At 48.7% G+C, this 26,658-nt stretch carries 28 protein-coding genes and 5 pseudogenes; 2 read left to right on the forward strand and 31 right to left on the reverse strand.

Going from position 1 to position 26,658, the window contains the following annotated elements:
- Nucleotides 1–14: 14 nt before the first annotated feature.
- From COHPA_RS26560 to COHPA_RS23515, 15 genes and pseudogenes are all read right to left on the reverse strand, one after another.
- A pseudogene (locus COHPA_RS26560) lies at nucleotides 15–791 on the reverse strand (RHS repeat-associated core domain-containing protein); the annotation flags it as partial.
- A complete protein-coding gene (locus tag COHPA_RS24490; RefSeq protein ID WP_027086693.1) occupies nucleotides 767–2,092 on the reverse strand; it encodes a DUF6531 domain-containing protein in 1,326 nt (441 codons plus the stop codon). The gene COHPA_RS24490 and the pseudogene COHPA_RS26560, both read right to left, overlap by 25 nt.
- Before the next feature lie 627 nt (nucleotides 2,093–2,719).
- Nucleotides 2,720–2,989 (reverse strand): hypothetical protein, encoded by a 270-nt coding sequence (locus COHPA_RS25610; protein WP_156926664.1) that lies wholly within the window; start codon nucleotides 2,987–2,989, stop codon nucleotides 2,720–2,722.
- Between the two features lie 15 nt (nucleotides 2,990–3,004).
- The gene (locus COHPA_RS25160) at nucleotides 3,005–3,298 is read right to left on the reverse strand and encodes a hypothetical protein (protein WP_084760676.1); all 294 of its coding nucleotides are present in this window, start codon (nucleotides 3,296–3,298) and stop codon (nucleotides 3,005–3,007) included.
- Between the two features lie 172 nt (nucleotides 3,299–3,470).
- Nucleotides 3,471–3,686: a hypothetical protein gene (locus tag COHPA_RS0113525; protein ID WP_027086694.1), complete on the reverse strand. Its 216-nt coding sequence runs from the start codon at nucleotides 3,684–3,686 to the stop codon at nucleotides 3,471–3,473.
- The gene (locus COHPA_RS0113530; protein ID WP_156926665.1) at nucleotides 3,676–4,722 is read right to left on the reverse strand and encodes a hypothetical protein; all 1,047 of its coding nucleotides are present in this window, start codon (nucleotides 4,720–4,722) and stop codon (nucleotides 3,676–3,678) included. Before COHPA_RS0113530 ends, COHPA_RS0113525 begins: the two co-directional genes overlap by 11 nt.
- A 159-nt stretch (nucleotides 4,723–4,881) precedes the next feature.
- A complete protein-coding gene (locus tag COHPA_RS0113535; protein ID WP_027086696.1) occupies nucleotides 4,882–5,370 on the reverse strand; it encodes an immunity protein YezG family protein in 489 nt (162 codons plus the stop codon).
- 5 nt (nucleotides 5,371–5,375) lie between these two features.
- A complete protein-coding gene (locus COHPA_RS24840) occupies nucleotides 5,376–6,191 on the reverse strand; it encodes a DNA/RNA non-specific endonuclease (protein WP_245590302.1) in 816 nt (271 codons plus the stop codon).
- A gap of 296 nt (nucleotides 6,192–6,487) precedes the next feature.
- Complete coding sequence (locus tag COHPA_RS0113545) at nucleotides 6,488–6,955, reverse strand: DUF6985 domain-containing protein (RefSeq protein WP_027086698.1); 468 nt, start codon at nucleotides 6,953–6,955, stop codon at nucleotides 6,488–6,490.
- Nucleotides 6,945–7,535 (reverse strand): annotated as a pseudogene (locus COHPA_RS26485) (HNH endonuclease); the annotation flags it as partial. The pseudogene COHPA_RS26485 and the gene COHPA_RS0113545, both read right to left, overlap by 11 nt.
- Nucleotides 7,536–7,950: 415 nt before the next feature.
- Nucleotides 7,951–8,439 (reverse strand): antitoxin YezG family protein, encoded by a 489-nt coding sequence (locus COHPA_RS0113555; RefSeq protein ID WP_027086700.1) that lies wholly within the window; start codon nucleotides 8,437–8,439, stop codon nucleotides 7,951–7,953.
- A 105-nt stretch (nucleotides 8,440–8,544) separates the two neighbouring features.
- The gene (locus COHPA_RS0113560; protein ID WP_027086701.1) at nucleotides 8,545–9,051 is read right to left on the reverse strand and encodes an antitoxin YezG family protein; all 507 of its coding nucleotides are present in this window, start codon (nucleotides 9,049–9,051) and stop codon (nucleotides 8,545–8,547) included.
- Between the two features lie 2 nt (nucleotides 9,052–9,053).
- Nucleotides 9,054–9,415, reverse strand: a pseudogene (locus COHPA_RS26100) (DNA/RNA non-specific endonuclease).
- On the reverse strand, nucleotides 9,304–10,047 hold the full coding sequence (locus COHPA_RS24845; protein ID WP_027086702.1) for a hypothetical protein: 744 nt from the start codon (nucleotides 10,045–10,047) through the stop codon (nucleotides 9,304–9,306). The pseudogene COHPA_RS26100 and the gene COHPA_RS24845 overlap by 112 nt, the downstream one beginning before the upstream one ends.
- A gap of 211 nt (nucleotides 10,048–10,258) precedes the next feature.
- Nucleotides 10,259–10,746 (reverse strand): annotated as a pseudogene (locus tag COHPA_RS23515) (immunity protein YezG family protein).
- Nucleotides 10,747–10,879: 133 nt separating this feature from the next.
- Between COHPA_RS23515 and COHPA_RS26105 the strand changes: the two are divergent.
- Nucleotides 10,880–11,143: pseudogene (locus COHPA_RS26105) on the forward strand (immunity protein YezG family protein); the annotation flags it as partial.
- 173 nt (nucleotides 11,144–11,316) lie between these two features.
- Here the strand turns inward: COHPA_RS26105 and COHPA_RS0113580 are convergent.
- The 10 genes from COHPA_RS0113580 to pth all read right to left on the reverse strand — a co-directional run bounded on the left by COHPA_RS0113580 (nucleotide 11,317) and on the right by pth (nucleotide 21,367).
- Complete coding sequence (locus COHPA_RS0113580) at nucleotides 11,317–11,796, reverse strand: immunity protein YezG family protein (RefSeq protein ID WP_027086704.1); 480 nt, start codon at nucleotides 11,794–11,796, stop codon at nucleotides 11,317–11,319.
- On the reverse strand, nucleotides 11,797–12,429 hold the full coding sequence (locus COHPA_RS26110) for a DNA/RNA non-specific endonuclease (RefSeq protein ID WP_084760684.1): 633 nt from the start codon (nucleotides 12,427–12,429) through the stop codon (nucleotides 11,797–11,799).
- Between the two features lie 75 nt (nucleotides 12,430–12,504).
- Entirely contained in the window at nucleotides 12,505–13,014 is a 510-nt protein-coding gene (locus tag COHPA_RS0113590; RefSeq protein ID WP_027086706.1) for an immunity protein YezG family protein, read from the reverse strand.
- Between the two features lie 4 nt (nucleotides 13,015–13,018).
- Nucleotides 13,019–14,167: a DNA/RNA non-specific endonuclease gene (locus COHPA_RS26320; protein ID WP_156926667.1), complete on the reverse strand. Its 1,149-nt coding sequence runs from the start codon at nucleotides 14,165–14,167 to the stop codon at nucleotides 13,019–13,021.
- A gap of 73 nt (nucleotides 14,168–14,240) precedes the next feature.
- Entirely contained in the window at nucleotides 14,241–14,717 is a 477-nt protein-coding gene (locus COHPA_RS0113600) for an immunity protein YezG family protein (protein ID WP_027086708.1), read from the reverse strand.
- Nucleotides 14,718–14,719: 2 nt separating this feature from the next.
- Entirely contained in the window at nucleotides 14,720–15,457 is a 738-nt protein-coding gene (locus COHPA_RS0113605; protein ID WP_156926668.1) for a hypothetical protein, read from the reverse strand.
- A 325-nt stretch (nucleotides 15,458–15,782) separates the two neighbouring features.
- On the reverse strand, nucleotides 15,783–16,862 hold the full coding sequence (locus COHPA_RS0113610; protein ID WP_027086710.1) for a peptidylprolyl isomerase: 1,080 nt from the start codon (nucleotides 16,860–16,862) through the stop codon (nucleotides 15,783–15,785).
- Nucleotides 16,849–20,370, reverse strand: coding sequence for a transcription-repair coupling factor (gene mfd / locus COHPA_RS0113615; RefSeq protein WP_035120883.1), 3,522 nt, complete (start codon nucleotides 20,368–20,370; stop codon nucleotides 16,849–16,851). Before mfd ends, COHPA_RS0113610 begins: the two co-directional genes overlap by 14 nt.
- 108 nt (nucleotides 20,371–20,478) lie before the next feature.
- Complete coding sequence (gene fin / locus COHPA_RS0113620) at nucleotides 20,479–20,709, reverse strand: anti-sigma-F factor Fin (RefSeq protein WP_027086712.1); 231 nt, start codon at nucleotides 20,707–20,709, stop codon at nucleotides 20,479–20,481.
- A 73-nt stretch (nucleotides 20,710–20,782) separates the two neighbouring features.
- A complete protein-coding gene (pth, locus tag COHPA_RS0113625; protein ID WP_027086713.1) occupies nucleotides 20,783–21,367 on the reverse strand; it encodes an aminoacyl-tRNA hydrolase in 585 nt (194 codons plus the stop codon).
- A 124-nt stretch (nucleotides 21,368–21,491) separates the two neighbouring features.
- Here pth and COHPA_RS0113630 point away from each other — a divergent pair, with 124 nt between their 5' ends.
- Nucleotides 21,492–21,686 (forward strand): hypothetical protein, encoded by a 195-nt coding sequence (locus tag COHPA_RS0113630; protein WP_211237900.1) that lies wholly within the window; start codon nucleotides 21,492–21,494, stop codon nucleotides 21,684–21,686.
- A gap of 83 nt (nucleotides 21,687–21,769) precedes the next feature.
- Here the strand turns inward: COHPA_RS0113630 and COHPA_RS0113635 are convergent, their stop codons facing one another.
- From COHPA_RS0113635 to purR, 6 genes are all read right to left on the reverse strand, one after another.
- On the reverse strand, nucleotides 21,770–22,420 hold the full coding sequence (locus tag COHPA_RS0113635) for a 50S ribosomal protein L25 (protein WP_027086715.1): 651 nt from the start codon (nucleotides 22,418–22,420) through the stop codon (nucleotides 21,770–21,772).
- Nucleotides 22,421–22,473: 53 nt separating this feature from the next.
- Entirely contained in the window at nucleotides 22,474–23,430 is a 957-nt protein-coding gene (locus tag COHPA_RS0113640; RefSeq protein WP_027086716.1) for a ribose-phosphate diphosphokinase, read from the reverse strand.
- Nucleotides 23,431–23,483: 53 nt separating this feature from the next.
- A complete protein-coding gene (glmU, locus tag COHPA_RS0113645; RefSeq protein WP_027086717.1) occupies nucleotides 23,484–24,881 on the reverse strand; it encodes a bifunctional UDP-N-acetylglucosamine diphosphorylase/glucosamine-1-phosphate N-acetyltransferase GlmU in 1,398 nt (465 codons plus the stop codon).
- A gap of 108 nt (nucleotides 24,882–24,989) precedes the next feature.
- Nucleotides 24,990–25,274: a septation regulator SpoVG gene (gene spoVG, locus COHPA_RS0113650; RefSeq protein ID WP_035119511.1), complete on the reverse strand. Its 285-nt coding sequence runs from the start codon at nucleotides 25,272–25,274 to the stop codon at nucleotides 24,990–24,992.
- Between the two features lie 108 nt (nucleotides 25,275–25,382).
- Nucleotides 25,383–25,781 carry a RidA family protein gene (locus tag COHPA_RS0113655; RefSeq protein ID WP_027086719.1) on the reverse strand — a complete coding sequence of 133 codons (399 nt, stop codon included), beginning with the start codon at nucleotides 25,779–25,781 and terminating at the stop codon, nucleotides 25,383–25,385.
- A gap of 24 nt (nucleotides 25,782–25,805) precedes the next feature.
- Nucleotides 25,806–26,630: a pur operon repressor gene (purR, locus tag COHPA_RS0113660; protein ID WP_027086720.1), complete on the reverse strand. Its 825-nt coding sequence runs from the start codon at nucleotides 26,628–26,630 to the stop codon at nucleotides 25,806–25,808.
- Between the last annotated feature and the right edge of the window lie 28 nt (nucleotides 26,631–26,658).

Below are 26,658 nucleotides of genomic sequence, written 5' to 3' on the forward strand. Positions count from 1 at the left end.
CGTTCCGTCAGCCAGCCTCGCTCATCGTAAGAATAGCAAAGCGTTCCGCCCGCGGCGTTGCGCTCAGCCGTAAGCTTGCCGCTTCGATCGTATGCGAGCGTCGTCTCATTGCCGTTCGCATCGGAATAACGCATCAAACGATTCTCGCCGTCGAACTGCTGCGTGTAGACGGCGGTATCCGACTGAACGACTTCTATCAGCCGCGCGGCCGTATCGTAAGCGAATACGGTCTTGTCTCCTCGCGCATCCGTTACTTCTACGGCGCGGCCAAGACCGTTATATCGGTAGCGCGTCGCGCGGTCCAAGGCGTCGCTTACTTGCGCAACGTTGCCTGACGCGTCGTAAACAGCCCGAACGGCCGTCTGTCCGGCAGCGTCCCGTATATCTTTCAGCCTGCCGACTGCATTGTAACTGTAGGAGATCCGACGCCCGAGCGGATCGACGACTGCAGTCCGTTTGCCGACCCCGTCGTATTCATACAACGTTCTCGCGCCATTCGGGTTGACGGTTTCCGTCAGTCGGCCCTCGTCATCGTACGCGAAGACCGTCGTGTTCCCGAGAGCGTCGGTCACGGATCTCAGCTCGCCGCTTAGGCTGTAGCGGTATTCGATCGTCGCGCCCGACGGCGAAGTTTCGCTCGCCAGTCGATCTTGCGAATCGTACCAATATTGCCACTGTCGACCAATCGGATCGGATACGGAAATCAGCCGATCCGCTGCGTCGTATGTGCGTATTGTGGTGCCCCCGAGCGCGTCGGTGAACGCGTTCATACGTCCGACCCCGTCATAGTGGAAGGTTGTGAGGCGCCCTTCCGCATCCTCGTAAGCGCTCGGACGGCCGCTATCATCATATTGATAATGCTGCTTGCCGCCGGTAAAGTCGGTATAGCTTGCGCGTTGTCCCAGAGCATTGTATTCGAAGATCGCCTCGCTTCCGTCCGGGTTGCGGATTCGAATAAGTCGCCCCGCCTCGTCGTAGGCGTAAGCGGTAACCCCCCTTCCGGATCGGTCTCCGAAAGAAGCTGGTGACGCTCTCCATATGTATAGGTATAAGCATTGCCCCGCGGGTCGGTCCGCTTAATGAGCCGGCCTTCTTCGTCGTAGGCGAAATAATCGGTTTCCTGCGCCAAATTCGTCCTGGAAGTCATCTGCCCGTCTTCATTGTAGGTATACTCAATCTCGCTGTCGTCCGGAGAGTGGGCGGCGATCAAGAGATAGCGCTCATCGTGGATCAGAATATGCTGTGCGCCGGTCCGATCCGTGAACACGGTAACGACATAACCCGGAATATATGCGGTATCGTACATGAATGAGCTTGTCCGCCCGGATGCATCGGTCTGCGCGATAATCCGCGCCTGCTCGTCGTATGCGTTGCGATACTTCAACTCTCCGGCTACGTGCAAAGACAGAATGCGTCCTTCTTCCGTATATGCAAGTTCGCTGACAATGCCGATAGGATCGGTGAATTGCACGAGGTGCCGGCGTTCGTCATAAGAAAACTTCACGCATCGCGCCCCGTCGGAAACTTGACGAAGCAGTCCGTCTTCGCCGTAGCTGAAAACCAGCTTGCTCCCGGAAACCTCATCGGTCAACGAGGTTAACTGCCCCGCGGCATCGTATGAGGCCAGGAAGGCTAGTCCGAGCGTGTTGATGTGCCGCGTCAGTTTGCCGTCCGCATGGAAGAGATACGTCTCCCGCGTCTCTCTGCACCATAAGCGGTATGTGCCGTCCTCCCCCACGCTCAGCTCGTCAAAGCGCACGGCCGCATCAAAGCTGCGATAGACATCGCTCTCTTGCTTGTCGAATCGGTTGCATCTTCCCGTATTCCACCACACGGTGAGGCTGCCGTCATCCGACGCCTCCACGCGCATCTCGTAATTATGCGTCCACGCGATGCCAAGCACACCCTCCTGCAGCAGCAGGGAATGATAGTTAAGCTCCAATGTCCATGTGTGCGCACCATACAGCCGCAGAACCGGATGGATAATAAATTTCGCGCCGCTGGCAGCATGGATCTGGTCGCCTCTACAGCTCATCGGATTCGCTTTTTTAGGATTAAAGCTAGAAGAATGAACGATCTCTTGGTTGCCCATGGCTGCCCTCTCCTTTCGGTTATTGCGTTGATTTGTGTTTGAAGCTCGTTTTCCAATGGCATCTGCGCCATTTTCATCCCTAACTACTTCGACTATGAAGGCAGAGCCTGCGCTAGTCAGCTTCAGTCAAACCTGTTCATTAGATAATCGATGTGGAACTAATATTCTCCCTATTATATCCTCAGGTGATAGTTGGTACCATCGATTGCATGGTAGAGATTATCCGTCGCACGCTTTACGTCCCTAAGTGCTTACATCGTCTGTCTTGCGTACGCCTCGTAGTGACCAACAATCTCATCTGAATCCTTGAAAATACTTGATATTAGATGTCCGCCATCATCATCGTGCCTAGTTCAGGCTTACCTTCACAGTTTACTATTCGCACTTTACTATCCGTACAATATGTATACAAAGAACAGGTCAGTCATGGTGGTATCTGACCATAATCGACATGTTCGTTGTAACGGAATACCGTTATTTAGGGTATAAAATTCAAGCCTTTACGTACGTACAACCGAAATGACGAAATCTTTATACGGGTATTACATAGCTTATATGCGTTTTTCGTTGGATGATGGGTTCATTCGTCACCCACCCCTAACTCACAAAAAAACATTTTATTGAAGACTAGGAAATTGTATATACAACTGACCCTAATGGTATATCTGTGGGTTTTATTGAATTACCAAGACATATGCCTACCATTTTGTTATCAGTGGGTGAATTAGATACTTGAACTGAAACAACTTTTAATCCTAACTCCTTATGTTCAGGTGTCCGAACAACAATATTGTTTCCAATCTTATTTAATGAAGTGAGAACAGGATTAAGTCCAACTATAATAGTCCCATATTCTTTGGATTCAAACACATCGTCAACATCCATTACCTTTTCCATTGGATACCTCCCTTATCATCTGCATTGGATGAATAATTCATCCTTGACGTCTCGAATACGAAGCCCACCATTTTTCAATCTTGTAATTGCATCCCTAAGTAGTGTCATTCTCTCAGTTGATGTTAAATCAGGAGCAAATCTAGCCGCCCTAATACTAGCCTGAGCTTCATCTAAAGCAAAGTTTTTTGCATATGTTACAGGATCAACATCATAAAGATTAAAAGCTTTTCCATTTGCGAACGCCTCGTAATGTCCAACAATTTCATGAGCTATGGTCGCTTTACCTGAGACTCGACTATTCGCACTCAAAGTTCCTATTCCGGGGGATTGCAGGTATATAAAATTCAAGCATTGACGTGTGCGTACAAACGAGATGACGAAATCTTTATACGGGTATTACATGGGTTATATGTGTTACTGGTTGAATGATGGGTTCGTTCGGCACTGAGTAGCCCCGCCAGAGGTTTTGGAAACCAAAAAATCAAATACCTCTGAACGTAACATACAAACAGTCTTTTGTTTCACATCTAATCACGTATCCAGAACCGTAATCATCAAGAATAAGTTTTGTTCCACAACGCAAACAACATCTATCAGTGGTCCCTTTTTCCAAATAATCCTCAGCCGCTTTATCTACATTTTCCATCTCTGCCTTTTCATCAATGACAGGTAATCCATCGTTTGTATTAATATCCATATAATATCTCCCTCATAAAGTTATTCATTTTTATGGGTATACCCGCTTCTTGAGCACGAGCCATAGCATCTTGTATTAAATGTATTCTATCCATTTTAGAGAGATTTGGCGCATTCTTTGCTGCCATATAACTTGCTCTAAACTCATCATTCCATGCACCTGGTTTCAAACTTGTACCTCTGTAAGCACCATGTCCGTAATATTCGTGGGCCAATACAGCACGTTCGCTCATTATAGAACGTGGGTGAATTTCACCCCCTACAGGAAATATGTCTCCACGAACATTTATCATATCTGTTCTATCTACATAACTTGTTCCTCTACCAGTATTAAAACTTAATTTTTTGGGGTCTCCACCTATCTCTGCAAATTCATTTTTTATAAATGTTGCTTCATCATCAGTAATTTCACGTAATGCTGATTGACGCATTCCTCCTGCTGCTCTTTCAACTTCACCCGTCCCCTTAGCACCATTCCCGCCTGTACCATCCCCACTATATCCCGTCGTGGTCTTAGGTGGGCTTGCGCCAGAATCCTTCTTCGGATCTTCCCCTTTGCCTCCGGTGCCTGCATAGGCGGCGCTTTGCTTCGTTGGGCTGTCGGTTCCTCCGCCGCTGCTGCGGTTGTTGCGCCGGTTTGCGTTGGAGGTTACGCCTCCGATCACTCCGAGGCCCTTCTTGATCGTCTGATCCCCGAGCTTAGCCGCTTGCTTGGCCAAGAAGGCCGAGCCTGCGCCCGTCAGCAACATCTGCGCGACATCCGTCGCAACCGCGCCTACCCCGTCGGAGGCGACGCGCGCAGCCATCCTTCCGTAGGTTGCGGTATTGTCGGCGACGCCCAGCGCTTTCACGCTTCGGTCCACGACTTTGGTCGCCGTGCCGATGGCTTCATTAGAGAACTTCGCCAGCTTCGCCCCTGTCTTAACCCCTTTGCCGAGCGGGCCGAGAATGGCAAGTCCTCTCTCCCATGTCGCAAGCTTCTCGCCGGTGATCATTTTTGTGCGATTGGACTTCGTCACATACAAAAGAAAAGCCACAAAACGAAAATTTTCGCATTGTGGCGCATACGGTTTACATGATTACATCTTGATATCCCATCTCTGTGTCTTGCTCATCCATTATTAGAACACCCTAGCATTAACGCTGTGCCATGACATTCAGGATAGCTCGGGGGATTAATTCATCCTATAGGTGTTTTAAATTGGATTGTTCGGATACTCTTCCAGGTATCTACTTATTAACTGTTGCCCTCTCTCATCAACAGGCATCATGTTTAAATATTTGTACTTCCATATCTTTAGTTGATCACTGAAACCGTAATTAGTCTTATGCCAATCTGTGTAATCGAAATTTATAGTAAGTTTGCCGTCTTTATTCAAACCCAAAGTAAATGAATACCACAATTCCTGATCGTTCTCTTTAAATATTTCACGCATTTTCTCTGCAAGGTCGAATAGTTTCATTTCGTTTTCTTCAAAATCTTTTTCATTAACTTGGAATTTTTGGGGTATTTTTAGGCTATACTCATAAATCTCAGGATCATTAACCGGGCTATAAAAAAAATAAGTGCCTCCTCCATCACTTGATACTTGTGCGTAGAAATAAAACTTTTCCCAACTTTCGGGGATTATTTTGTCTACAGTAATAGCTATCTCTCTGTAAAGCTCATTCAATTGTACTTCCATTTCAATTATCCCCCTGCTTGATTTTTTATTATTTTCTTAACCAAATCTTCACCTTCAATTTCATACGTAATTCTAAAAATATCTGGCCTCATTGAATCTCCCAAATAGACCGGATCAATTTTTACAGTAACTCTTTTAGGTGGTGTTTCTTTTAATGCATTTGCCCATTCAGTCTCCATATTAAACCATTCCCCGCCAGAACGGTTAATCTGGCTGTTTTGCGGAACTAAATTATCAATATCTTTTAGCCCCTGAAACTGAGCTCCAATTAAGTGGCCGCCATCATCGTCAGGCAACCTATCTTTTCCTCCTACTGTCCTTTGTGCATACTCATTTCGTTCTGCTGAACCAAGTACAAGATCTCCTTCACATTCTACAATGCGACCGTGACTATCTGTTCGATAAGTATAGCCGTCAGGCGATTTGTATTCTACATTTGGTTTTAGTGCTTTTTTTCTACCTTGCTTTGTGAAATGATCCCCATAGTTAACTTTTGTAGGTGATGGGGCTATATTTGACTCAGCTTTACCCGTACCCTTAGTACCATTCCCGCCTGTACCACTCCCATTATATCCCGTCGTGGTCTTAGGAGGGGTTGTGCCAGAATCCTTCTTCGGATCTTCCCCTTTGCCTCCGGTGCCTGCATAGGGGGCGCTTTGCTTCGTTGGGCTGTCGGTTCCTCCGCCGCTGCTGCGGTTGTTGCGCCGGTTCGCGTTGGAAGCTACGCCTCCGATCACTCCGAGGCCCTTCTTGATCGTCTGATCCCCGAGCTTAGCCGCTTGCTTGGCCAAGAAGGCCGAGCCTGCGCCCGTCAGCACCATCTGCGCGACATCCGTCGCTACCGCGCCTACTCCGTCAGTAGCGACGCGCGCAGTCATCCTTCCGTAGGTTGCGGTATTGTCGGCGACGCCGAGCGCTTTCACGCTTCGGTCCACGACTTTGGTCGCCGTGCCGATGGCTTCATTAGAGAACTTCGCCAGCTTCGCCCCTTTGTGAAGTAGCGGTTCCTTGCTCGTGTTGCGGAACCAATATTAAAAATTCCCCATATCCTCTAAACATCGTCACATACAAAGGAAAGGCCACAACACGGAAATTTTCGCATTGTGGCGCATACGGTTTACATTATTACATCTTGATATCCTACCTCTGTAACTTGTTCATCAATTAGAAGAACTCCTAATCCGTTTTCTGTATCCCAAGTGCATTCAAAGGCTAAACCAATCCCCCGCCCTTCATAAATTCCTCCATATGGAATCGATATTCCATCTAATTTTACCATTTCGAGGATTTGAGCAGTTGTATCCACTACAGGATAATTTTCATTAAAGCCTACATCGTAACCCAGCTCGTACCTGGTTTTATTGTAGTAATCTAAAATAGGCTGTAGGATGTCATGCTGGATTTGCTTCCAATTTTTAATAAACGCATTATAAGCTTCATATTGCACTTCATCAAACTTACCATCTTCTTCACCATTAACACTCAATGAAATTACAGTCTCTTTTCCGTTAAAATCAATTGTTATGTCTCTAAACCAAATATAGTTATACTCAAGCTCCCCAAAGATTGCATCGTTAATTTTCATCTATTAGTCTCTCCTTATTTTTGTTTGCAGCGAAACCACCCGGCATAAACGCTCCTGAGTTTATCTCCCCTACCCCACCTAGATGTCCAAATGCTCTATTTATTTCTGAGGGCACAAGTTGTATTGTTTTGGCATCATTCACTTCATGCCATGTTGACTTATTCGCAAGTCTATATTTCCTAATATCTTTGGCAGTAATTTCTCCAGGTTCTAAACCAAACTGACGTGCTAAATCAGGAGATTTATTAAGCTGGTCTGCTAACTTGTGGTCGGCTTGAACAAAATTCATTTCTCTCGCGCTTGAACTTAATTTTCGAGTTCCGCCAACCATATAGTCAATTTCCAATTGTGCCTTTGAAACAGGCGAAAAGTCGGGAACTGCATTTCTATATTCTATACCATTAATACCTGCTTCATCTAAGATTTTCTTCAACTCTTGGTCTGGTGGTGGTTTAAGAGTACACATAGATTCACCCCTCGTTCCTTCAAAACCCACTTTTGGATTCTCAGGAGCAGGCGTTTGATTAAGTCTTGCTTCATATGGACTGGAAAATTCAGTTTGCTTGAAGGCAGGTGGGACTACAACGGACTTAGGTGGTTTTGTGTCCGATTCCTTCTTCGGATCTTCCCCTTTGCCTCCGGTGCCTGCATAGGAGGCGCTTTGCTTCGTTGGGCTGTCGGTTCCTCCGCCGCTGCTGCGGTTGTTGCGCCGGTTCGCGTTGGAGGCCGCGCCTCCGATGGCTTGGAGGCCCTTCTTGATCGTCTGATCCCCGAGCTTAGCGGCTTGCTTGGCCAAGAAGGCCGAGCCTGCACCTGTCAGCAACATCTGCGCGACATCCGTCGCTACCGCGCCTACCCCGTCGGAGGCGACGCGCGCAGCCCTTTGAAAATCCGCAAGAAAACGAAAATAACAAAAACAGGCCAATTGAGGTGGCATCTGACCATCATCGACCTGCTTGATGAAACGGAATAACCCCAAAGAGCAAGTCCGTCGATTAGATTGGATTATCTGGAAATTCTTCCGAATATCTATTTATTAATTCTTGTAAAGCCGAATCTTGGGGAATCTCATTTAAGTACTTGTACTTCCAGATAATAAACTGGTCACTAAAACTATAATTGGTTTCAAACCAGTTTGTATAATCGAAGTGAACGTTTAATTTACCTGATCGTTCTAAAGACAATGTAAAGGAGTACCACGGTTCTTGCTCTTCATCTTTGAATACTCCCCTCATCTTTTCGGATAAAGACAAAAGCTTCTTTTTGCTTAATTTAAATTCCCTTTCGTTAACTTGAAATTTTAAGGGAATCTCAAGGCTGTATTCATAACTTCTCAAATCTGTTTCAGGCTGGTAATAAAAATACGTGCCACCACCATCATCGGAAATCTGAGCATAGAAATAAAACTTTCCCCAACGTTCCGGAATCATTTCATTAACCGTTTCAGCTATCTGTCTATATAAATCATTGAGCATTTTCTCCAATTATCTCAGCCTCCTGCATTTAGCGTTTTATGTGCGCATAACCGAAATGGAGGAAACTTAACACTGGTATTATATGGTTTTATGTGTTGTGGTTGAATGTTGGGTTTAATCGTGACTAGGTAGCCCCTGTTCTTCTGTATCGTCCTTTAAAGATTTAAGATGGTTATCTAAAAACTCTTTATCATCCTCATCTTCAGGTATAAGTCCTAAGTGATTATATTCCCATATAATACCTCTTTCATGATCATCTGCTTCTGATAAATCCTCATAATCATAGTCGATTTTAAAGTCACCCTGATTATCGAATATCATAGTAATATTTGTCCATACATCTTGTCCATTTGTATTAAACTCTCTCCAAAGTTCCTGTAAATGGTCGAGCAATTGTCTCCATAGTATTTTGTAATCTTCCTTCTCCATCGCACAAATATTTGGAATATCATGACTATAAGTTGGAATGTTACTATCGATCGGATAATAGTAAAAGAACGCGGTTCGAACATCCTCAGCGACTTCACCATACACAAAAACTTTCGACCAATCTTCTGGAATTGTTTCAATTACCGTAGCTGCAATCTTTTGATAGATTGTGTTTAATTTTAATTCATCCATTTTTAACCTCCAGGTTTATTTTCAAAATCCTTATATTTCCACTTACCCTCGCCTATTTTATATTCTATTTCAAAACTTACAGGTCTTTGAGAATCACCTTTATATACCGGTGTTATCTTTACTTCCACAGACTTGCCTTTTTCGAGTTGCTTTGCCCACATGTTTTCCATTTTTTTCATTCACCTTTATTAAGGTTACCATTCATGGGTACAAGGTTGTCTTGACTACCAGAGCCTTTAAAAATACTCGCAATCAAGTGCCCACCCTCGTCATCAGGCAACCTATCTTCACGTCCTGCCACTTTTTGTGCATGGTTATTTCGCTTACCATCTCCCAGATTAAGATTCCCTTCAACACGAACAATACGACCTTTAACATCTGGCAGTAAGTGTGGCCATTTGGAGTCGTGTATTCTACATTTGGTCTCAATACCTTTTTACGCCCATCTTTAGTGTACTGATCTCCATAGTTTACTTTAGAAGGAGCTTTCGAAGGTGAAACAATTTCACCCGTACCCTTAGTACCATTCCCGCCTGTACCACTCCCATTATATCCCGTCGTGGTCTTAGGAGGGGTTGTGCCAGAATCCTTCTTCGGATCTTCCCCTTTGCCTCCGTTACCAGCATAGGCGACGCTTTGCTTCGTTGGGCTGTCGGTTCCTCCGCCGCTGCTGCGGTTGTTGCGCCGGTTCGCGTTGGAAGCTACGCCTCCGATCACTCCGAGGCCCTTCTTGATCGTCTGATCCCCGAGCTTAGCCGCTTGCTTGGCCAAGAAGGCTGAGCCTGCGCCCGTCAGCAACATCTGCGCGACATCCGTCGCTACCGCGCCTACCCCGTCGGAGGCGATGCACGTAGCCATCCTTCCGTAGGTTGCGGTATTGTCGGCGACGCACAGCGCTTTCACGCTTCGGTCCACGACTTTGGTCGCCGTGCCGATGGCTTCATTAGCGAACTTCGCCAGCTTCGCCCCTTTGTGAAGTAGCGGTTCCTTGCTCATGTTGCTGAATCAATATATACTTTGCCGTATCCTCTACACATCGCCACATATAAAGGAACAGCCACAACACGGAAATACTCGCATTGTGGCACATAAGGTTACATTAAATAGGTTAGTCACTCTACAAACTGGAATCACACCAAACAAACAGTAGCTTAAAGCGTTATTCTCGAAAAGCCCCGACGTTACAGCCTTGCATTTCCTACTAATTTTATATCGGATTTTCGGGATACTCTTTTAGATACCTTTTGATCAATTCTTTATCCCTTTCATCTTCTGGTTGGTTTCCTAGATATTATATTCCCAAATAAGTAATTGATCATCAAAACTATATGTGGTATCGAACCAATTTGTATAGTCCTAATGAACCTTAAACTTACCATTATTATCCAATGCCAATATAAAGGAATACCAAGGCTCTTGTTCGTGATTTATAACAATTCTTCTTAGTTTATCACTCAGTTCGAATAAAGTTCTATCCTTCGTCGTATACTGCTCTTTATCAATGGAATAGTTAAAGGGAATTTCTAAACTATATTTAAAGTCTTGCACCTCCTCAGGAGTATTATAGAAGAAATAAGTTCCTCCCCCTGTTTCTGAAATTTGGGCATAGAAATAGAGTATATTCCATTCTTCCGGGATCATTTCATTAACCGTTTCAGCAATATTTCTATATATTTGATTCATTTCATTTTCCATACTCAACTATATCACCCTCCAGCTTGATTATTAATTGATTTCTTGACTGGCCGTCTCCCCTCTATTTGATACAATACCTCAATGTTTTTTCTTACGCACAAGTATCAAATGATGGAGGAGGCACTTATTTTTTTATAGCCCAGTTAATGATCCTGAGATGTTTGAATATAGTTTAAAAATACCCCAAAAATTCCAAGTTGATGAAAAAGAATTTGAAGAAAACGAAATGAAACTATTCGACCTTGCAGAGAAAATGCGTGAAATATTTATAGAGAACGATCAATAATTATGGTATTAATTTACTTTGAGTTTAGATAAACACGGTAAGTTTACTATAAATTTTGATTATACAGATTGGCATAAGACCAACGTACAAAAAACAGGTCAGTCATGGTGATATCTGACCATAATCAACCTGTTCGTTGTAAAGAATAGCCATTATTTCGGTGATAAAATTCAAGCATTAACGACTAAATCCGATGAACGGCCTCACCAACATTGAAGCTGCGGAGAAAATCCTTCACCTCTTGATGCTACCGTCGAGCACTCGATCTAGGTAACGAAATTTGCTTATAATTTACCTTTTGTAGCTTTAAGGTAATTATCTAAGAACTTTTTATCATCTTCATCATCCGGAGTAATGCCTAAATATTTATGTTCCCAAATTATACTTCTCTCATAGTCGTCGGCATCTGACAAATCTTCGTAGCTATAGTCGATTTTGAAATCACCGGTATTATCAAGATACATGGTTAAGTTTGTCCAAGGCTCTTGGTTATTGTTATGAAATTCATTCCATAGCTCTTCAAAATAATCGTTTAATTTATAACGCAATTCATCTATTTTATTTTCATCAAGTTCAAAGAGTTCTGGTATTTCGTGCATATTTATGGGATTGTTTCCACTATCAGTAATGTAATGAAAGGTGACCTTTGAAACGTCTTCCAAGACTTCTGCATAAATGAAAACCTTTATCCATTCTTCTGGAATTATTTCATTTATTGTAATCGCGATATGTTGGTAAAGCTCGGTCGCTTTTTCTGTTTCCATCTATTTTCCTCCCGGGTTATTCTTAAATTTAACGGGCGAAAGCCGTTTTCCATTTACCACTTGAATAATTTCAAAGCTGTCAGGGCGTTGGGAATCCCCTTTGTATATTGGCTTTATATTTACTTCTACGGATCTTCCTTTATCAAGTTGTTTTGCCCACATTGTCTCAAGCTTCTTCCATTCACCTTTATTCAGGTTTCCATCCATAGGTACAAGGTTATCAAGTCCGCCTGATCCTTCAAATATACTTGCAATTAAATGTCCACCCTCATCAGTCTTTCTTCGGTCTTTACGGCCAGATACCCTTTGGGCATGATTATTTCTCTTTTCATTTCCTAACTTTAAATTACCTTCCGCGCTAATTATACGGCCTTTGTAGTCGGTTTTGTATGTGTGTCCTGATGGTGTAGTATACTCTACATTTGGCTTTAAGACTTTCTGCCGTTTTTCTTTTGTAAAATGATCCCCATAGTTAACTTTTGTAGGTGATGGGGCTATATTTGACTCAGCTTTACCCGTACCCTTAGTGCCATTGCCGCCTGTACCACCCCCATTATATCCCGTCGTGGTCTTAGGAGGGGTTGTGCCAGAGTCCTTCTTCGGATCTTCCCCTTTGCCGAGAGGGCCAAGCAGCGCAAGTTCCCTCTCCTTTGTCGCAAGCTTCTCGCCGGCCGGAAACGATGACCTTCCGTTTGAGAAACTTTTTAGTTAAGTCTTCGATTCACCGTTAAAATCATCGCTATTGTTATTTTCAAATTCCTTCATTTTATCAATTTTAATTCTATCAACTTCATCTTGTGGAATATTATTTAGGTACTTACTCTCCCAATATTCCAACCTATCGGAAGGACCAAAATTAGATTCTCCCCATCTTGTATAATCATATTCAATACTTAATTTTCCTTCAGATGTAAGTTTCATCGTCATTGAAAACCAGGGTTCTTGTCCATATTCTAAAAATACATTCTTCAGATCATTTGTAACTTCAAACAATTTATTCTCTAGTTGGTTATATTCATGCGAATTCATATTGTATCTGCTTGGTATATCTAAAGAATAGACATAGTCATCTCCATTAATAGGCATAAAGAAAAAGAAAACCCCTCCTTCCCCGTTTTCCACCTCACCATTAAAATAAAATTCTTCCCAGTCTTCTGGTATCATTTGATCTATGGTTTCTGCAATTGTTCTATATAATTCATTCATCCTCTTTTCCATCTCATTAACCTCCCGGTTGGTTTAGTATTCTTTTAGTGACTGCTCTTTTGTTATCTATTTGATAAGTGACTTTGAATAAATCCGGTCTCATTGAATCTCCCGAATAGACCGGATCTATTTTTACTGTAACTTTTTTAGGCGGTATTTCTTTTAGAGCATTTGCCCATTCCGTTTCCATTTCAAACCACTTTCCACCGCTTCGATTAATCTGGCTGTTTTGCGGAACTAAATTATCAATATCTTTTAGCCCCCGAAACTGAGCTCCAATTAAGTGGCCGCCATCATCGTCAGGCAGCCTATCTTTTCCTCCTACTGTCCTTTGTGCATACTCATTTCGTTCTGCTGAACCAAGTACAAGATCTCCTTCACATTCTACAATGCGACCGTGACTATCTGTTCGATAAGTATAGCCGTCAGGCGATTTGTATTCTACATTTGGTTTTAGTGCTTTTTTTCTACCTTGCTTTGTGAAATGATCCCCATAGTTAACTTTTGTAGGTGATGGGGCTTTATTTGACTCACCTTCACCCGTACCCTTAGTACCATTCCCGCCTGTACCACTCCCACTATATCCCGTCGTGGTCTTAGGAGGGCTTGTGACAGAGTCCTTCTTCGGATCTTCCCCTTTGCCTCCGGTGCCTGCATAGGCGGCGCTTTGCTTCGTTGGGCTGTCGGTTCCTCCGCCGCTGCTGCGGTTGTTGCGCCGGTTCGCGTTGGAAGCTACGCCTCCGATCACTCCGAGGCCCTTCTTGACCGTTTTGTCCCCCAGCTTAGCGGCTTGCTTGGCCAAGAAAGCAGAGCCTGCGCCCGTCAGCAACATCTGCGCGACATCCGTCGCAACCGCGCCTACCCCGTCGGAGGCGACGCGCGCAGCCATCCTTCCGTAGGTTGCGGTATTGTCGGCGACGCCCAGCGCTTTCACGCTTCGGTCCACGGCTTTGGTCGCCGTGCCGATGGCTTCATTAGAGAACTTCGCCAGCTTCGCCCCTGTCTTAACCCCTTTGCCGAGCGGGCCGAGAATGGCAAGTCCTCTCTCCCATGTCGCAAGATTCTCGCCGGTGATCAGATCCCGGCCGGATACGGCTTCGATGACGCCTTTGATGTTGCCCAGAACGGGGACGAAGTCCAGCGTCATACTGACGATCGTCTTCAACCTATGCAAAAAAGCTCATTCTTCCTTACATAGTAAGTTGGAATAAGCCTTTGTAGTCTATTGGTATTGGTAGTTACATCTCATTATTGCTTTTTAAATATTCTTCTAAAAACTTTTTATCATCTTCACCTGAGGGCCACAGATTAAGATACTTGTGCTTCCAAATAATAACTCGTTCATGGTCGTTAGCATCTGTTAGATCCTCATAATCATAGTCAATTTTAAAGTTACCTTCTCTATTAAAAATCATAGTGAGATTTGTCCAGGGCTCCCGATCATTACTTTTAAATTCATGCCACAATTCCTCCAAATTATGTAACAATTGTTCCCATAATCTCTCGTATTCTTCTTCTTCAACTTCATAAATTTTTGGTATACTGTGGCTTTGAACCGGTAGATCATTGTTAACAGGATAGTAATAGAAATATGTGTTGCCCACATCCTCAGTAATTTCACCATATAGATAAACTTTAGACCACTCTTCTGGAATAGTTTCTATTACTGTTTGAACAATTTTTTGATATAAATTTCCTAACTTATTTTCATCCATGCCTATTCTCCTCCTGGCTTATTAATAAATCTTTTTACTTGCCAATCTCCTTCACCAATCTTATACTCAATTTCCCAGTCCTGCGACTTGGAGTCGTTATAGAAAGAAACGATTTTCACTTCGTCGGGGGAATGATGGGTAGCCGTTTGAGCCATAATGGCCCGCGCTAAATCATCCAAACCCTTGGACTCTCCGACTAATCCGACGACCCGGAACTTCTTAAGATCGAGAGGGACGGGAGCCTCCGCAATGCTGATGAACTTTTCCGTCATATCTCTTGCTTTTTCAATCAACGGTTCTTTCTCGATTCCCTCTTGTTTCGGAACGGTGATGTTCAATTCGCTTGGCACGGTTCCCAATCCGCTCCTGAGCTTCAAGAAGTCCCGATCCTGAGGAATGCGCTCCCACAAGCAACGGTTCCGCTCCAACGTCCATTGTAAGCAGAAGCTCGACTCCGGATGGGTCTGGTGCCAGTCGATCACGATTTCGTTTTTCATTTGCTGCAGCATTTCGCGTTGCTCGTCCAAATAAGCCTGATAAGACTTTTCTCTTTTAATAACGTCGCGCCGGTAATTCCATTTGTTCTGGAAATAGGTGATTAACGGAACCGTATAGGTCATAGCCATGGTCCCTACGGTTATGATCTGCAGCAGCAAATAGTTGGGATTCGCGCTCATTCTGCGCGATAGCGTAATCATGGCGATTGCTCCAATAAGAGTGGAGATAATCGGAATAATCAACGTAATGATATTCATGCTCGGTTTAGACGGCATCGACGGCGGACGGTGTATTTGGATTTGTTCATTGGCCGATCCCGTGAGCAGTCTTGGGGAGCGTTGATAATAGAAGCTTGACAACGTATGATACCTCCGCGATTATAGTTTCGGAATATATTGGAAGTTAGCAAGGTAATCATACCATCGTCGATCCATTTATGACAATATGCGACAGATTTAATTAACGGCTTGAATGATTGTCACACAAAAAAAAGACGTGTTCCGAACAGATCGTCAAGCGCGATCATGGTTTCGGAACACGTCTTTCGTTATAGGAGGTTTGCTGAGATTACTTCGCCGAAGCCGATGGCGATACGCTCGGGGATGCGCTAGGAGAAGCGCTTGGCGACTCCGCCGGCGCCGGTAGCGTAACCTTGATTCCCAGCTTGTCCTGTTCAGCCGTAAGGAAATCTCCGGTTTTCGTCTGAGCGACCACCGATTTCAACGTATCCTTATTCGCATCCGTCAGCTTATCGAACGCCGTTGCCGTGCGGCTTTCGACTTTAATGACGTGATAGCCGAATTCGGTTTGCACCGGATCTCCGATCACGCCGATCTCTTGCGTGTTAGCGGCGTCTTTAAAGCCTTGTACCCAGCCGTTAACCTCCGCGTTCTCATATAAGCCGCCGTTATCCTTAGAACCGTCGTCTTCCGAGAACTCCTTCGCAAGCGCGTTCCAGTCGCCGCCGGCATCAAGCTTAGCCTTGACGTCCTTCGCGATCTTGAGCGCCTCTTCATCCGTCCGGACCGTTTGCTGCGTCGTCGGGTCCGTCGCTTTAATCAGGATATGGCGAACGGTTGCGACGTTGAACGCCGAAGGATCTTTGTCATACTGCGCTTTTAATTCGTCTTCCGTCACGTTAGGCTTTAACTCGTTCACCTTATTAATGTAATACAATCGGAAGGAATAATCATGCTTGTAGATCTTAGCCACATCGCCCGCGGACAGCTTGCTCTCGTCCAAATACGACTTCAACTGATTCCCCGAAGCGCCGTCCAGCTCGGCTTTCAGCTGTTTCTCGAATTCGTCGACCCCGTCGTTAACCGTCTTCTTGTCGGCGTCGGAGATTTGAGGCGCGAGTACTTTAGAGACGATGTACTGCTTAACGAAGTTTTCCTTCAGTTCCTCGATCTGCATATACATGGCTTTATCCGGGCTCGTGAAAGCCTGGGCTGCCGCATATTTGTCGTACTCGGTGGCCGTAACCTTGCCGCCGTCCTTATAGGTGGCGATTACGTCCCCTTTGCTCGATCCCGGATAGTCCCCGTCCTTATTCTTGCCGCATCCGGTCAAGAGCGCGCTAAGCATACCAGCCGTCAGCAGCAAAGTGCCTAACCGACGATATGGCATGCGCTTATGGTGCAACATCCTGTAGTTCCCCCTTCGATTTTGTCGCTTCTTTATATTGTAACAGAAACTGCTCGATTAACGCTAATAAAGCGTTCTCATCGAATCCGCGAATCTTGAATCGAACGAGAAGCTGTTGCGCGTTGACCGCGCTCGTCATGCGTCCTTGGAATTTCGACTCCATCGACTTAAGCTTCGCGTGATCGATATCGTCCCGGCGGCGTTCCTCGATCTTCAACGTGATCTCGTCCCCGCGACGGATGATGGACTCGATGCCGTACCGGCGGCCGTGAACCTTAATCCTCGCGACGGCGAGCAAGTTCAGCACCGCCTTAGGCGGCTCTCCGAACCGGTCGATCAGCTCTTCGAAGAGATCGCTCACGTCCTCCAGCGACGATGCCGTTGCTACCTTCTTGTAAATCTCGATCTTCTGAATGCTGTCGTAGATATAATCCGGAGGCAAATACGCATCCACGCCCAGATCAAGCTGCGTGTTCACCTGCTGCGGCGGAAGCGCTTCTCCGCCCATCTGCAGCTTGCGGCTTTGAATTTCCTCGGTCAGCATCTGCGAGTAGAGATCGAAGCCGACGCTGGCGATAAAGCCGTGCTGCTCCGCGCCGAGCAAGTTGCCTGCTCCGCGGATCGACAAGTCGCGCATCGCGATCTTGAAGCCGGAGCCAAGCTCCGTGAACTCCTTGATCGATTGCAGCCGTTTCTCCGCCACCTCGGTAAGCACCTTATCCCGCTGATAGGTGAAATAAGCATAGGCGATCCGGTTAGACCGACCGACGCGGCCGCGCAGCTGATACAGCTGGGACAAGCCCATCTTGTCCGCATCGTGGACGATAAGCGTGTTCACGTTCGGAATATCGACGCCCGTCTCGATGATGCTCGTGCTCACGAGAACGTCGTATTCCCCGTCAAGGAAATCGAGGATCGTACGTTCCAGCTCTTGCTCGCTCATCTGCCCGTGGCCGACGGCTACGCGGGCGTTCGGAACGAGCGCGCTAATCTGCTCGGCCATTTGATAGATTCCTTGCACGCGGTTGTACAGGTAATAGACTTGACCGTCGCGGGCGAGTTCCCGCTCCACCGCCTCCCGCACGAGCGTCGGGCTGTATTCGACGACGTACGTCTGAACGGGGAACCGGTTCTCGGGCGGCGTCTCGATAACCGATAGGTCCCGCACGCCTAGCATCGACATGTGAAGCGTCCGCGGGATCGGCGTTGCGGTAAGCGTCAAGACGTCTACGTTGGTCTTGATTTTCTTAAGCTTTTCCTTATGGGTTACCCCAAACCGCTGCTCCTCATCCACGATGAGCAGTCCGAGATCCTTGAACACGACATCCTGCGAAAGCAGCCTGTGCGTGCCGATAACGACGTCGACCGTGCCGGCCTTCAGCCCTTTCATCGTATCCGTCTGCTCCTTGCGGGAGCGGAACCGGCTGAGCACTTTAATGTTGAACGGATAGCCTGAGAAGCGCTCGCGGAACGTCTCGTAATGCTGCTGCGCCAGAATCGTCGTAGGTACGAGCACCGCCACTTGCTTGCCTTCGATCGCCGCCTTGAACGCCGCGCGAATCGCGACTTCCGTCTTGCCGTACCCGACGTCTCCGCACAGCAGCCGGTCCATCGGACGAGACTGCATCATATCCTTCTTGATCTCTAGAATCGCGCGAAGCTGGTCCGCCGTCTCGTCGTACGGGAACATCGCCTCGAACTCCTGCTGATACGGCGTGTCCTCTCCGAACCCGAACCCCGCCGTCGACTGCCGCTCGGCGTACAGCTTGATCAAGTCGTCGGCGATATCCTGCACCGAGCTGCGAACCTTCGACTTGACCCGGTTCCATTCCGCGCCGCCGAGCTTGCTGACTTTGGGCTCCTTCTCTTCGGAGCCGATGTATTTCTGAATAAGATCGAATTGCTCTACCGGAACGGATAGTCGATCTCCGCCGGCGTAGACGATATGAAGATAGTCCTTGTGAATGCCGCCGAGCTCGAGCGTGCCGATGCCGAGGTATTTACCGATGCCGTGGTTCTGATGAACGACGTAGTCTCCGACCTTAAGCTCGGTATAGCTCTTGATCCGCTCCGCGTTATCGAGGTGCCGGTCCACGCGCCTTGCCTTCCGCTGCTTCTGAGTGAACATCTCCCCTTCGGTAATGACGACCAGTTTAATGGATGGCAGCTCGAACCCGCTCTGCAGATTGCCTTGCAGAATTTCCGGAGGCTCGATTTGATAGTCTTCGAGAACGCGCCTCATGCGATCCGCCCGCTCGGTATTTCCGGCAAGCATGTAAATGCGAGATCCGCTCTTCTTCCAACGCTCCATCTCTGCTTTAAGTACGTTCATCTGCCCATGAAAGTTTTGCATCGAGCGGCAAACGAAGTTCACGATATTCTGCGGTTGGGTATGCGGGATTTGCCGGACGAACAACGACATATAGACGATCTGATATCCTTTCGGGTAGAGCGCCTGATCGGCCGGGACCGCGAGTACGAAGCCTGGCAAGGATTTGCCCTGTTGGAGCAGATGAGTCGTCCACTCGGACTCGTCCCTCTCCAATTGCCGAGCGGTCTCCGCCAATCGATTCGGCTCGTCCATGAGCACGATCGTGTCCTGAGGAATATAGTCGAGCAGCGTTTGACGTTCCGGATAGAGCAAGGAAATATATTTGTAGATTTCGGAAAAGTACACATTTTGTCGCAAAAGATCGATTTCCCGGGAAATTTCGGAACCAAGTCGCTCTTTCGCCTGACGGTCGCTCATTTTCTCCAGCTGTTTATCGAGCAAGTCGTGCGCATGCTGCGCCGCGTTCTTGAACCTGCGTTCGCCCGCTACCCATTCTCTGCATGGCCGCACCAAATAGCGGTCCAGCTTGTCGATGGAACGCTGATCCGTCGGATCGAACGTACGGATCGAATCGATCTCGTCGTCGAACCATTCCACGCGGTACGCGTTAGCGGAGGCCAGCGGGAAAAAGTCGACGATTCCCCCGCGCACGCTCAGATGTCCTTTCTGTTCGACGCGGTCTACGCGTTCATATCCTAACTCGATCATAGAGCGGAGGAATTGCTCCATCGGCAGCGTCTGGCCGACTTGGAGCTCGATTCTCGCCTCGGCCATCGATTTGCTGTCGGGCTGGAACCTCCTTACGCCGGCGAACGGAACGACAACAAGCCCGCGGAAGCCTTCCGCAAGCTTGAGCAATACATCTAATCGTCTAGCTGACGTCTCCGGACTCGAGATGGCTGTCTCCGCGGCGATCAACTCGTTCGCCGGGTAAATCAGCACTTCCTCCGGGGACAAACATTCTTGCAAGTCGTCCGCCATCTTCTGAGCGGAGAACATATTATGCGTTACGATGAGCATCGGCCGCTTAAGCTCGCGGTACAACGCGGCGATTGCCGCCTGGCGAGCGGAACCGGACAGACCGGCTACAAGCTGCTCGCGCATGCCACCCCGCAACCCGCCAAGAATGCTAACTAGATCGGGATCCGCAACCATGGACTGGATGAGCGGTTTCATGGCATTTTCCCCTTCCTTCCAGTGGGTCCGCTCCGTATGAATCATAGGAAAAAGCCCCGGCTCATGCCAAGGCCTCCATGACGGTGTCGGAACGTGATAATGCAGCGATTATTGCAATGGATTCGATAATAAAGCCAGCTCGGGATGAGCATCCAACGTCTGGCTGCAATAGTCGCATATTAACCGTACGGTCACGTCCCCGTTCGAATTATACGCAATTATACGCTTTCGCTCTTCGGCGGTCAAGAATTGGAAGCCTAGACGATACTCCGATACTTCCGCGCTTTCGAACCGTCCTAACGACATCTGGCAATGCCGGCAAACGTAGTTTACAGCCATATGTATGCCTCCTGAAGCAGGGTTATTCGGCAATCGCCGTCTTCAGCTTCAGTATGCCCCGAGGGACTTCGTTTTAAGCTTGCTCTTTGCCGGTTGCGGTCGAGTTGAACTTCGCCATCGTCTGCTCGAACGTATGCGAGACTGCGTATTCGATCGCCTCGCACGCCTCCTCGACCATTCGGCGAACGTCCGTTTGCTCGGCTTTCGCGAACGGCGAAAGCACGTAATCGGATATGACGATGCCCGGCTTCGGTCTCGATATTCCGATCCTGATCCGGTTGAACGTCTGCGTGCCCGTATGCTGGATGATCGATTTGATTCCGTTGTGTCCGCCTGCGCTGCCTTGATACCTCAGCCTGATCCGGCCAACTTCCGTATCGAGATCGTCGTAGACGACGATGAGATCCTCGAGCTTAACCTTGTAATAATCCATGAAGGCTCGAACCGATTCGCCCGATAAGTTCATATACGTCATCGGCTTGATCAGCGCGATCTTCTCTCCCAGAATGCGCACCTCGCCCGTCCGCGCTTTGCACTTGTTGCCGCTCACGTCCGAGCCGTGCTTTCGGGCAAGCTCGTCGATCACCATGAATCCGACATTATGCCGCGTATTCGCGTATTCGGCACCAGGGTTCCCCAGTCCGACGATCCATTTCATCCTTTTATTCAACCTCCGTCTGTCGATCCTACAAAAAAATTTTCTCCGCATGCAACGTTTGACACCTTCCGCGTGTCCTAATGAATACAAACAACATTCAAGAATGGAGTGAATTGACGTGTACATGAACGGACAGATGATCTATGATGACCGGCACTTCCAAGATCATATGAGTTCCGAAGTGCCCGTGCAGATTTACTGCGGCAGAATGCATAGCGACATCGGATTCATCGAGCATTACGGCAAGGAATTCGTACTGGTCAACAATATTTTCTACAGCCGCAAGCAATTCACCTTCGTGTCTCGACCGGGATATTAGAATTTATACCCAACTTCATTGTATTACAGAAGAAGGGGTCGCGTCTAAGCGCGACCCCTTTTTCTCGTTCGTGGCGATTCAGGCTAATCCTTCTCGACAGCCAGAGCCGCCTCTCTATGACGTCTGTTCTCGACATCCGCATCGTTCAGTTGATCCAGCTCTTCCTCCGTGCGTTCCTTCTGAGGCGCCAAGATCGCCGCGACGACGGTCTCCGGATCCTGCTTCACCGCGACCCCGGAAGGAATCCGCAAATCCGCTACTGTCAGATGTTCTCCTAGACCTAACTGGCTGACGTCAGCCGCGATCACGTCCGGGATATCTTTCGGATAACATTCGATATCCACCTCGTGCAGGACGAGCTGCAGCATCCCGCCCTCCCGTTCGCCGATCGAGGTGCCCGTTACTTCCAGTCTGGCCGACGTGCTGATCTTCGCGTTCATATCGACCCGCCTGAAATCAATGTGCTTCACGAGTTGAGTCATAGGGTCGCGTTGCACTTCGGCCATCATAATCGGATGCTTGCCTTCTCCGGGCACGTCCACTTCGATGACGGCATGCGGGTGGCTTCTGATGAACGACGTCAGCTCTTTGCCGTCCAGCGCGATCGGCATTGGCGAACTCAAGCCTTTGCCGTAGATAACGCCGGGCACTTTACCGGATTTGCGGATTTTGTTTAGTTCGTAGCGGCTGCCGACTTCGCGCCGTTCTACCTGCAATGTCGCGTTAGCAATCATAGGCGTACCTCCCAGTTTAGAGATATCCTATTGTTGCCCCCCCGCCTGTCCGATTAAACATGAGGCTCGAACAGTCTGCTGATCGATTGCTGCTCGTGAATGCGGACGATCGCTTCGCCGATGAGCGGAGCGACGGACAGCACTTTGATCTTGGACGAGCTGCAAGGCTCGCGCAGCGGGATCGTGTCGGTAACGATGATCTCCTTCAGCGGTGATGCGTCCAACCGGTCCATTGCCGAACCGGATAAAACCGGATGCGTACAGCAAGCGTAAAGCTCCACCGCACCCGCCTGTTTTAGCGCGGAGGCCGCCAGCGCGATCGTCCCGGCGGTGTCGATTATATCGTCGATCAAGATGGCCGTACGTCCCGAGACGTCGCCGATAATGTTCATCACTTCCACGACGTTAGGCTCCGGTCGCCGCTTATCGATGATCGCGAGCGATGCCCCGAGTTCGTCCGCCAGCCTGCGAGCCCGCACGACTCCCCCGTGGTCGGGGGATACGACGACGGGCGCGTGCAGGTTCTTGTTCTTGAAGTATTCGCCCAATATCGGTACACCAAGAAGATGGTCGACCGGGATGTCGAAGAAGCCTTGGATCTGCATGGCATGCAAATCCATGGCGATCACGCGATGCGCCCCGGCCGTCTCGATCAAATTCGCGACCAACTTGGCGGTGATCGGATCTCTAGAGCGCGCCTTGCGGTCTTGCCGCGCATACCCGTAATAAGGCACGACAACGTTAATCGTCTTGGCGGAAGCCCGCTTCAGGGCGTCTACCATGACGAGCAGTTCGACCAGATGGTCGTTTACGGGCGCGGATGTCGATTGGATCACGAACACGTCGTCGCCTCTTACGCTATCGTCAAGGCGGATATGCGTCTCCCCGTCGCTGAATCGGCCCATGTCTGCGCGGCCAAGCTCTACGCCGATATAGCTGGCGATCGATTCCGCCAGCTTGCGATTGGAGCTGCAGGAGAACAGTTTCAACGTGTTATCAGGATACGCCATATGACAACCGCCTTTTTATTCGGTTTCGGAAGCTTATACAATCTTATACAACTCTATTCGGAGCCGCGTTCCTTCTTCGCCTTCGCTCGTGCGCGAAGCTTATCCGCATAGCCCGGCTTATTGACTTGCCGTTCCCGCGCGATCGCCAGATCGTTGTCCGCAACGTTATGCGTGATCGTAGAACCGGCTACCACGTATGCGCCGTTGCCGATCTTAACCGGAGCGATCAGGTTGGCGTTGCTGCCGATGAAGACGTCGTCGCCGATTTCGGTCACGGATTTATTATACCCGTCATAGTTGGCGGTAATCGCGCCGCAGCCTATATTTACGCCCGTGCCGACGATCGCGTCGCCGACGTAACTCAGGTGCGGCACTTTGCTGTGCTCGCCGATGACGGCGTTCTTGATCTCGACGAAGTCGCCGATCTTCACGTGACGGCCGAGCTTCGTGCCCGGTCGCAAGTAAGCGAACGGCCCGACGTTGCAATCGTCGCCGATGTGCGCGTTCTCCGACACGGAGTGACGGATGGTCGTACCGCTGCCGATGACGGTGTCCGTTATTTCGGCGCCTGGTCCGATGACGCAATCGGAACCGATGGACGTATTCCCGCGCAGAACCGTTCCGGGATACAATACCGTATCCGCCCCGATCGTAACGTCCGCTCCGATATACGTATTGCCGGCGTCAATGATCGTTACACCGTTCAACTGGTGCTTCTCGTTAATCCGATGACGCATGAGACGCTCTGCTTCGCCAAGCGCAACGCGATCGTTCACGCCGATCGCTTCGGCGATATCGGAAGCTACGCTCGCCCCGACTCTCTCGCCCTGCGCTTTCAGAATCCCAATGACGTCGGTCAAATAATATTCGCCCTGCGCGTTGCTATTCGTTACGAACTCGAGCGCAGCGAACAGCTTCCGGTTATCGAAGCAGTACGTCCCCGTATTGATCTCCCGCACGGCCGCCTCTTCCGGATTGCAGTCCTTATGCTCTACGATTCGCTCTACGTCGCCGTTCTCCCCGCGAACGACGCGGCCGTAACCGGATGGATCGGGGAATACGGCCGTCAGCACCGTCGCCGCTGCGCCTTGCGCCGTATGCTGGGCAATCATCGCTTCTATCGTTTCGGTACGCACGAGGGGCGTATCTCCGCAGATGACGACCGTTACGCCGTCTTCCTGGCCGAGCAGGTCTTTCGCCTGCATGACCGCATGCCCGGTACCGAGCTGTTCGGCTTGGAACGCGTATTCCGCCGAATCGCCCAGCGTTGTCCGCACGGCGTCGGCGCCATGTCCGACGATGATGACCGCCCGCTCGCAAGAGGCCTGCTTGACCGCGTTAAGCACGTGGCTCACCATCGGTTTGCCGCATACCGGATGCAATACTTTATATAGCTTCGATTTCATGCGCTTGCCCTGACCGGCCGCAAGCACGATCGCCATTATTTTCATGGTAGAATAACGCCCCTTCAACCGCTTCTTCGATTACATCAGCATCATAGCCTATTCTGTATAAAATGAAAAGAGAGCCAAATAGGCCCTCTTCTCGAGTATTCATCATTATGCCCCTTCGACCATAACTTCTTCATCTTGCGCAGCGCGCTCATACTCTGCCAATACGGCTGCTTGGATCTTCTCGCGCGTGCCGGAAGAGATCGGATGCGCGATGTCACGAAACTCTCCGTCCGGAGTCCGTTTGCTCGGCATGGCCACGAACATGCCATTGTTGCCGTCAATGACCCGAATATCGTGTACGACGAATTCGTTATCAATGGTTATCGAAGCAATGGCCTTCATGCGACCCTCCGAATTGACGCGGCGGAGTCTCACATCTGTAATTTGCACTTGTGTTCACCACCTTTGTCCTTCAGAAGACTTGGTGTAATATTCCACAAAATCGTTCGGATTCCTTCTTAAATATGGGAAAACCAATGTTAAAATTGAAAAAAATTTTTAATTCCTGACAGTTTCGACATTAATCGCCGCGATCAATTCGATTTCGACAAAAACATCCCTCGGCAACCGCGCGACCTCAACCGTAGAGCGGGCTGGCGTATGTTCTCCGAAGTACGAAGCATAGATCGCGTTAAACGCCGCGAACTGGTTCATGTCCTTCAGGAACACGGTCGCCTTCACGACGTCGCCGAACGTTGCACCCTCCGCCGCAAGCACCGCTTTAAGGTTCGCGAGCACCTGGTGAGTCTGCTCTTCGATTCCGCCGGAGACGAGCTGGCCTTCTGGCGTTAACGGAATTTGTCCGGACGTGAATAGCAGGTTGCCTGTACGCACCGCTTGCGCGTACGGTCCGATCGCCGCCGGAGCGTCTGGCGTAGATACGATCTTAAGGCTCATGGATGGATAGCACCTCCGAATGCGTTATTGAAAAAAGTTGCCCGGTTGAACGGTAATTTGCCGCGTCTTCAAATCTACTTCCGTCAGGCGGGCCAAAGAGACGTAATCATGGAGCAGACGCTCTTCGCTCTCTACTTCTCCGGATTCCACGAATACGCCGACGCCGGCCACGACGGCCCGGAATTCATGCAGCAGATCGACCATCCCTTGAATGGTGCCTCCGGCTTTCATGAAGTCGTCTATGATAAGCACGCGGGATTCTTCCTTAAGCGCGCGTCTAGCAAGCGACATCGTCTGAATGCGTTTGGTAGAACCCGATACGTAGTTGATGCTGACCGCCGAGCCTTCCGTGACCTTGTGGTCCCTGCGAACGATGACGACCGGCAAGTTCAGAAACTGCGCCGTCGCGTTGGCTAGCGGGATGCCCTTCGTCTCAACCGTCATAATAACGTCGATGTCGCGGTTCGCGAACGCGGAAGCGAACATGCGTCCCACCTCTTGCATCATGCCCGGCTGGCCTAGCAAATCGGTCATGTATAGATAACCGCCCGGCAATAGCCGATCCGGCTGTTCAAGCTCGCGGCAGATCGTGACCATCTTCTCGTACGCCAGGTCGGTGCGAACCTTCGGGACGTACCGAACGCCGCCCGCGGCGCCGGCCAACGTATTCAGCTCGCCGATCCCTTCGTCTTCGAATACTTCTTTGATGATCGCCAGATCTTCGCTAATCGAAGACTTTGCCGATTGATAGCGCTCCGCGAATGCTGTAAGAGAAATTAACGTATGAGGACGGGCCAATAAATATTGCGTCATTTCAACGAGTCTAGCGCTGCGTTTCAACTTCTTCATGGCCCACTCCCCCGCCAAATCCGAATAA

This window comes from Cohnella panacarvi Gsoil 349, from assembly GCF_000515335.1.
Lineage (GTDB): Bacteria > Bacillota > Bacilli > Paenibacillales > Paenibacillaceae > Cohnella > Cohnella panacarvi.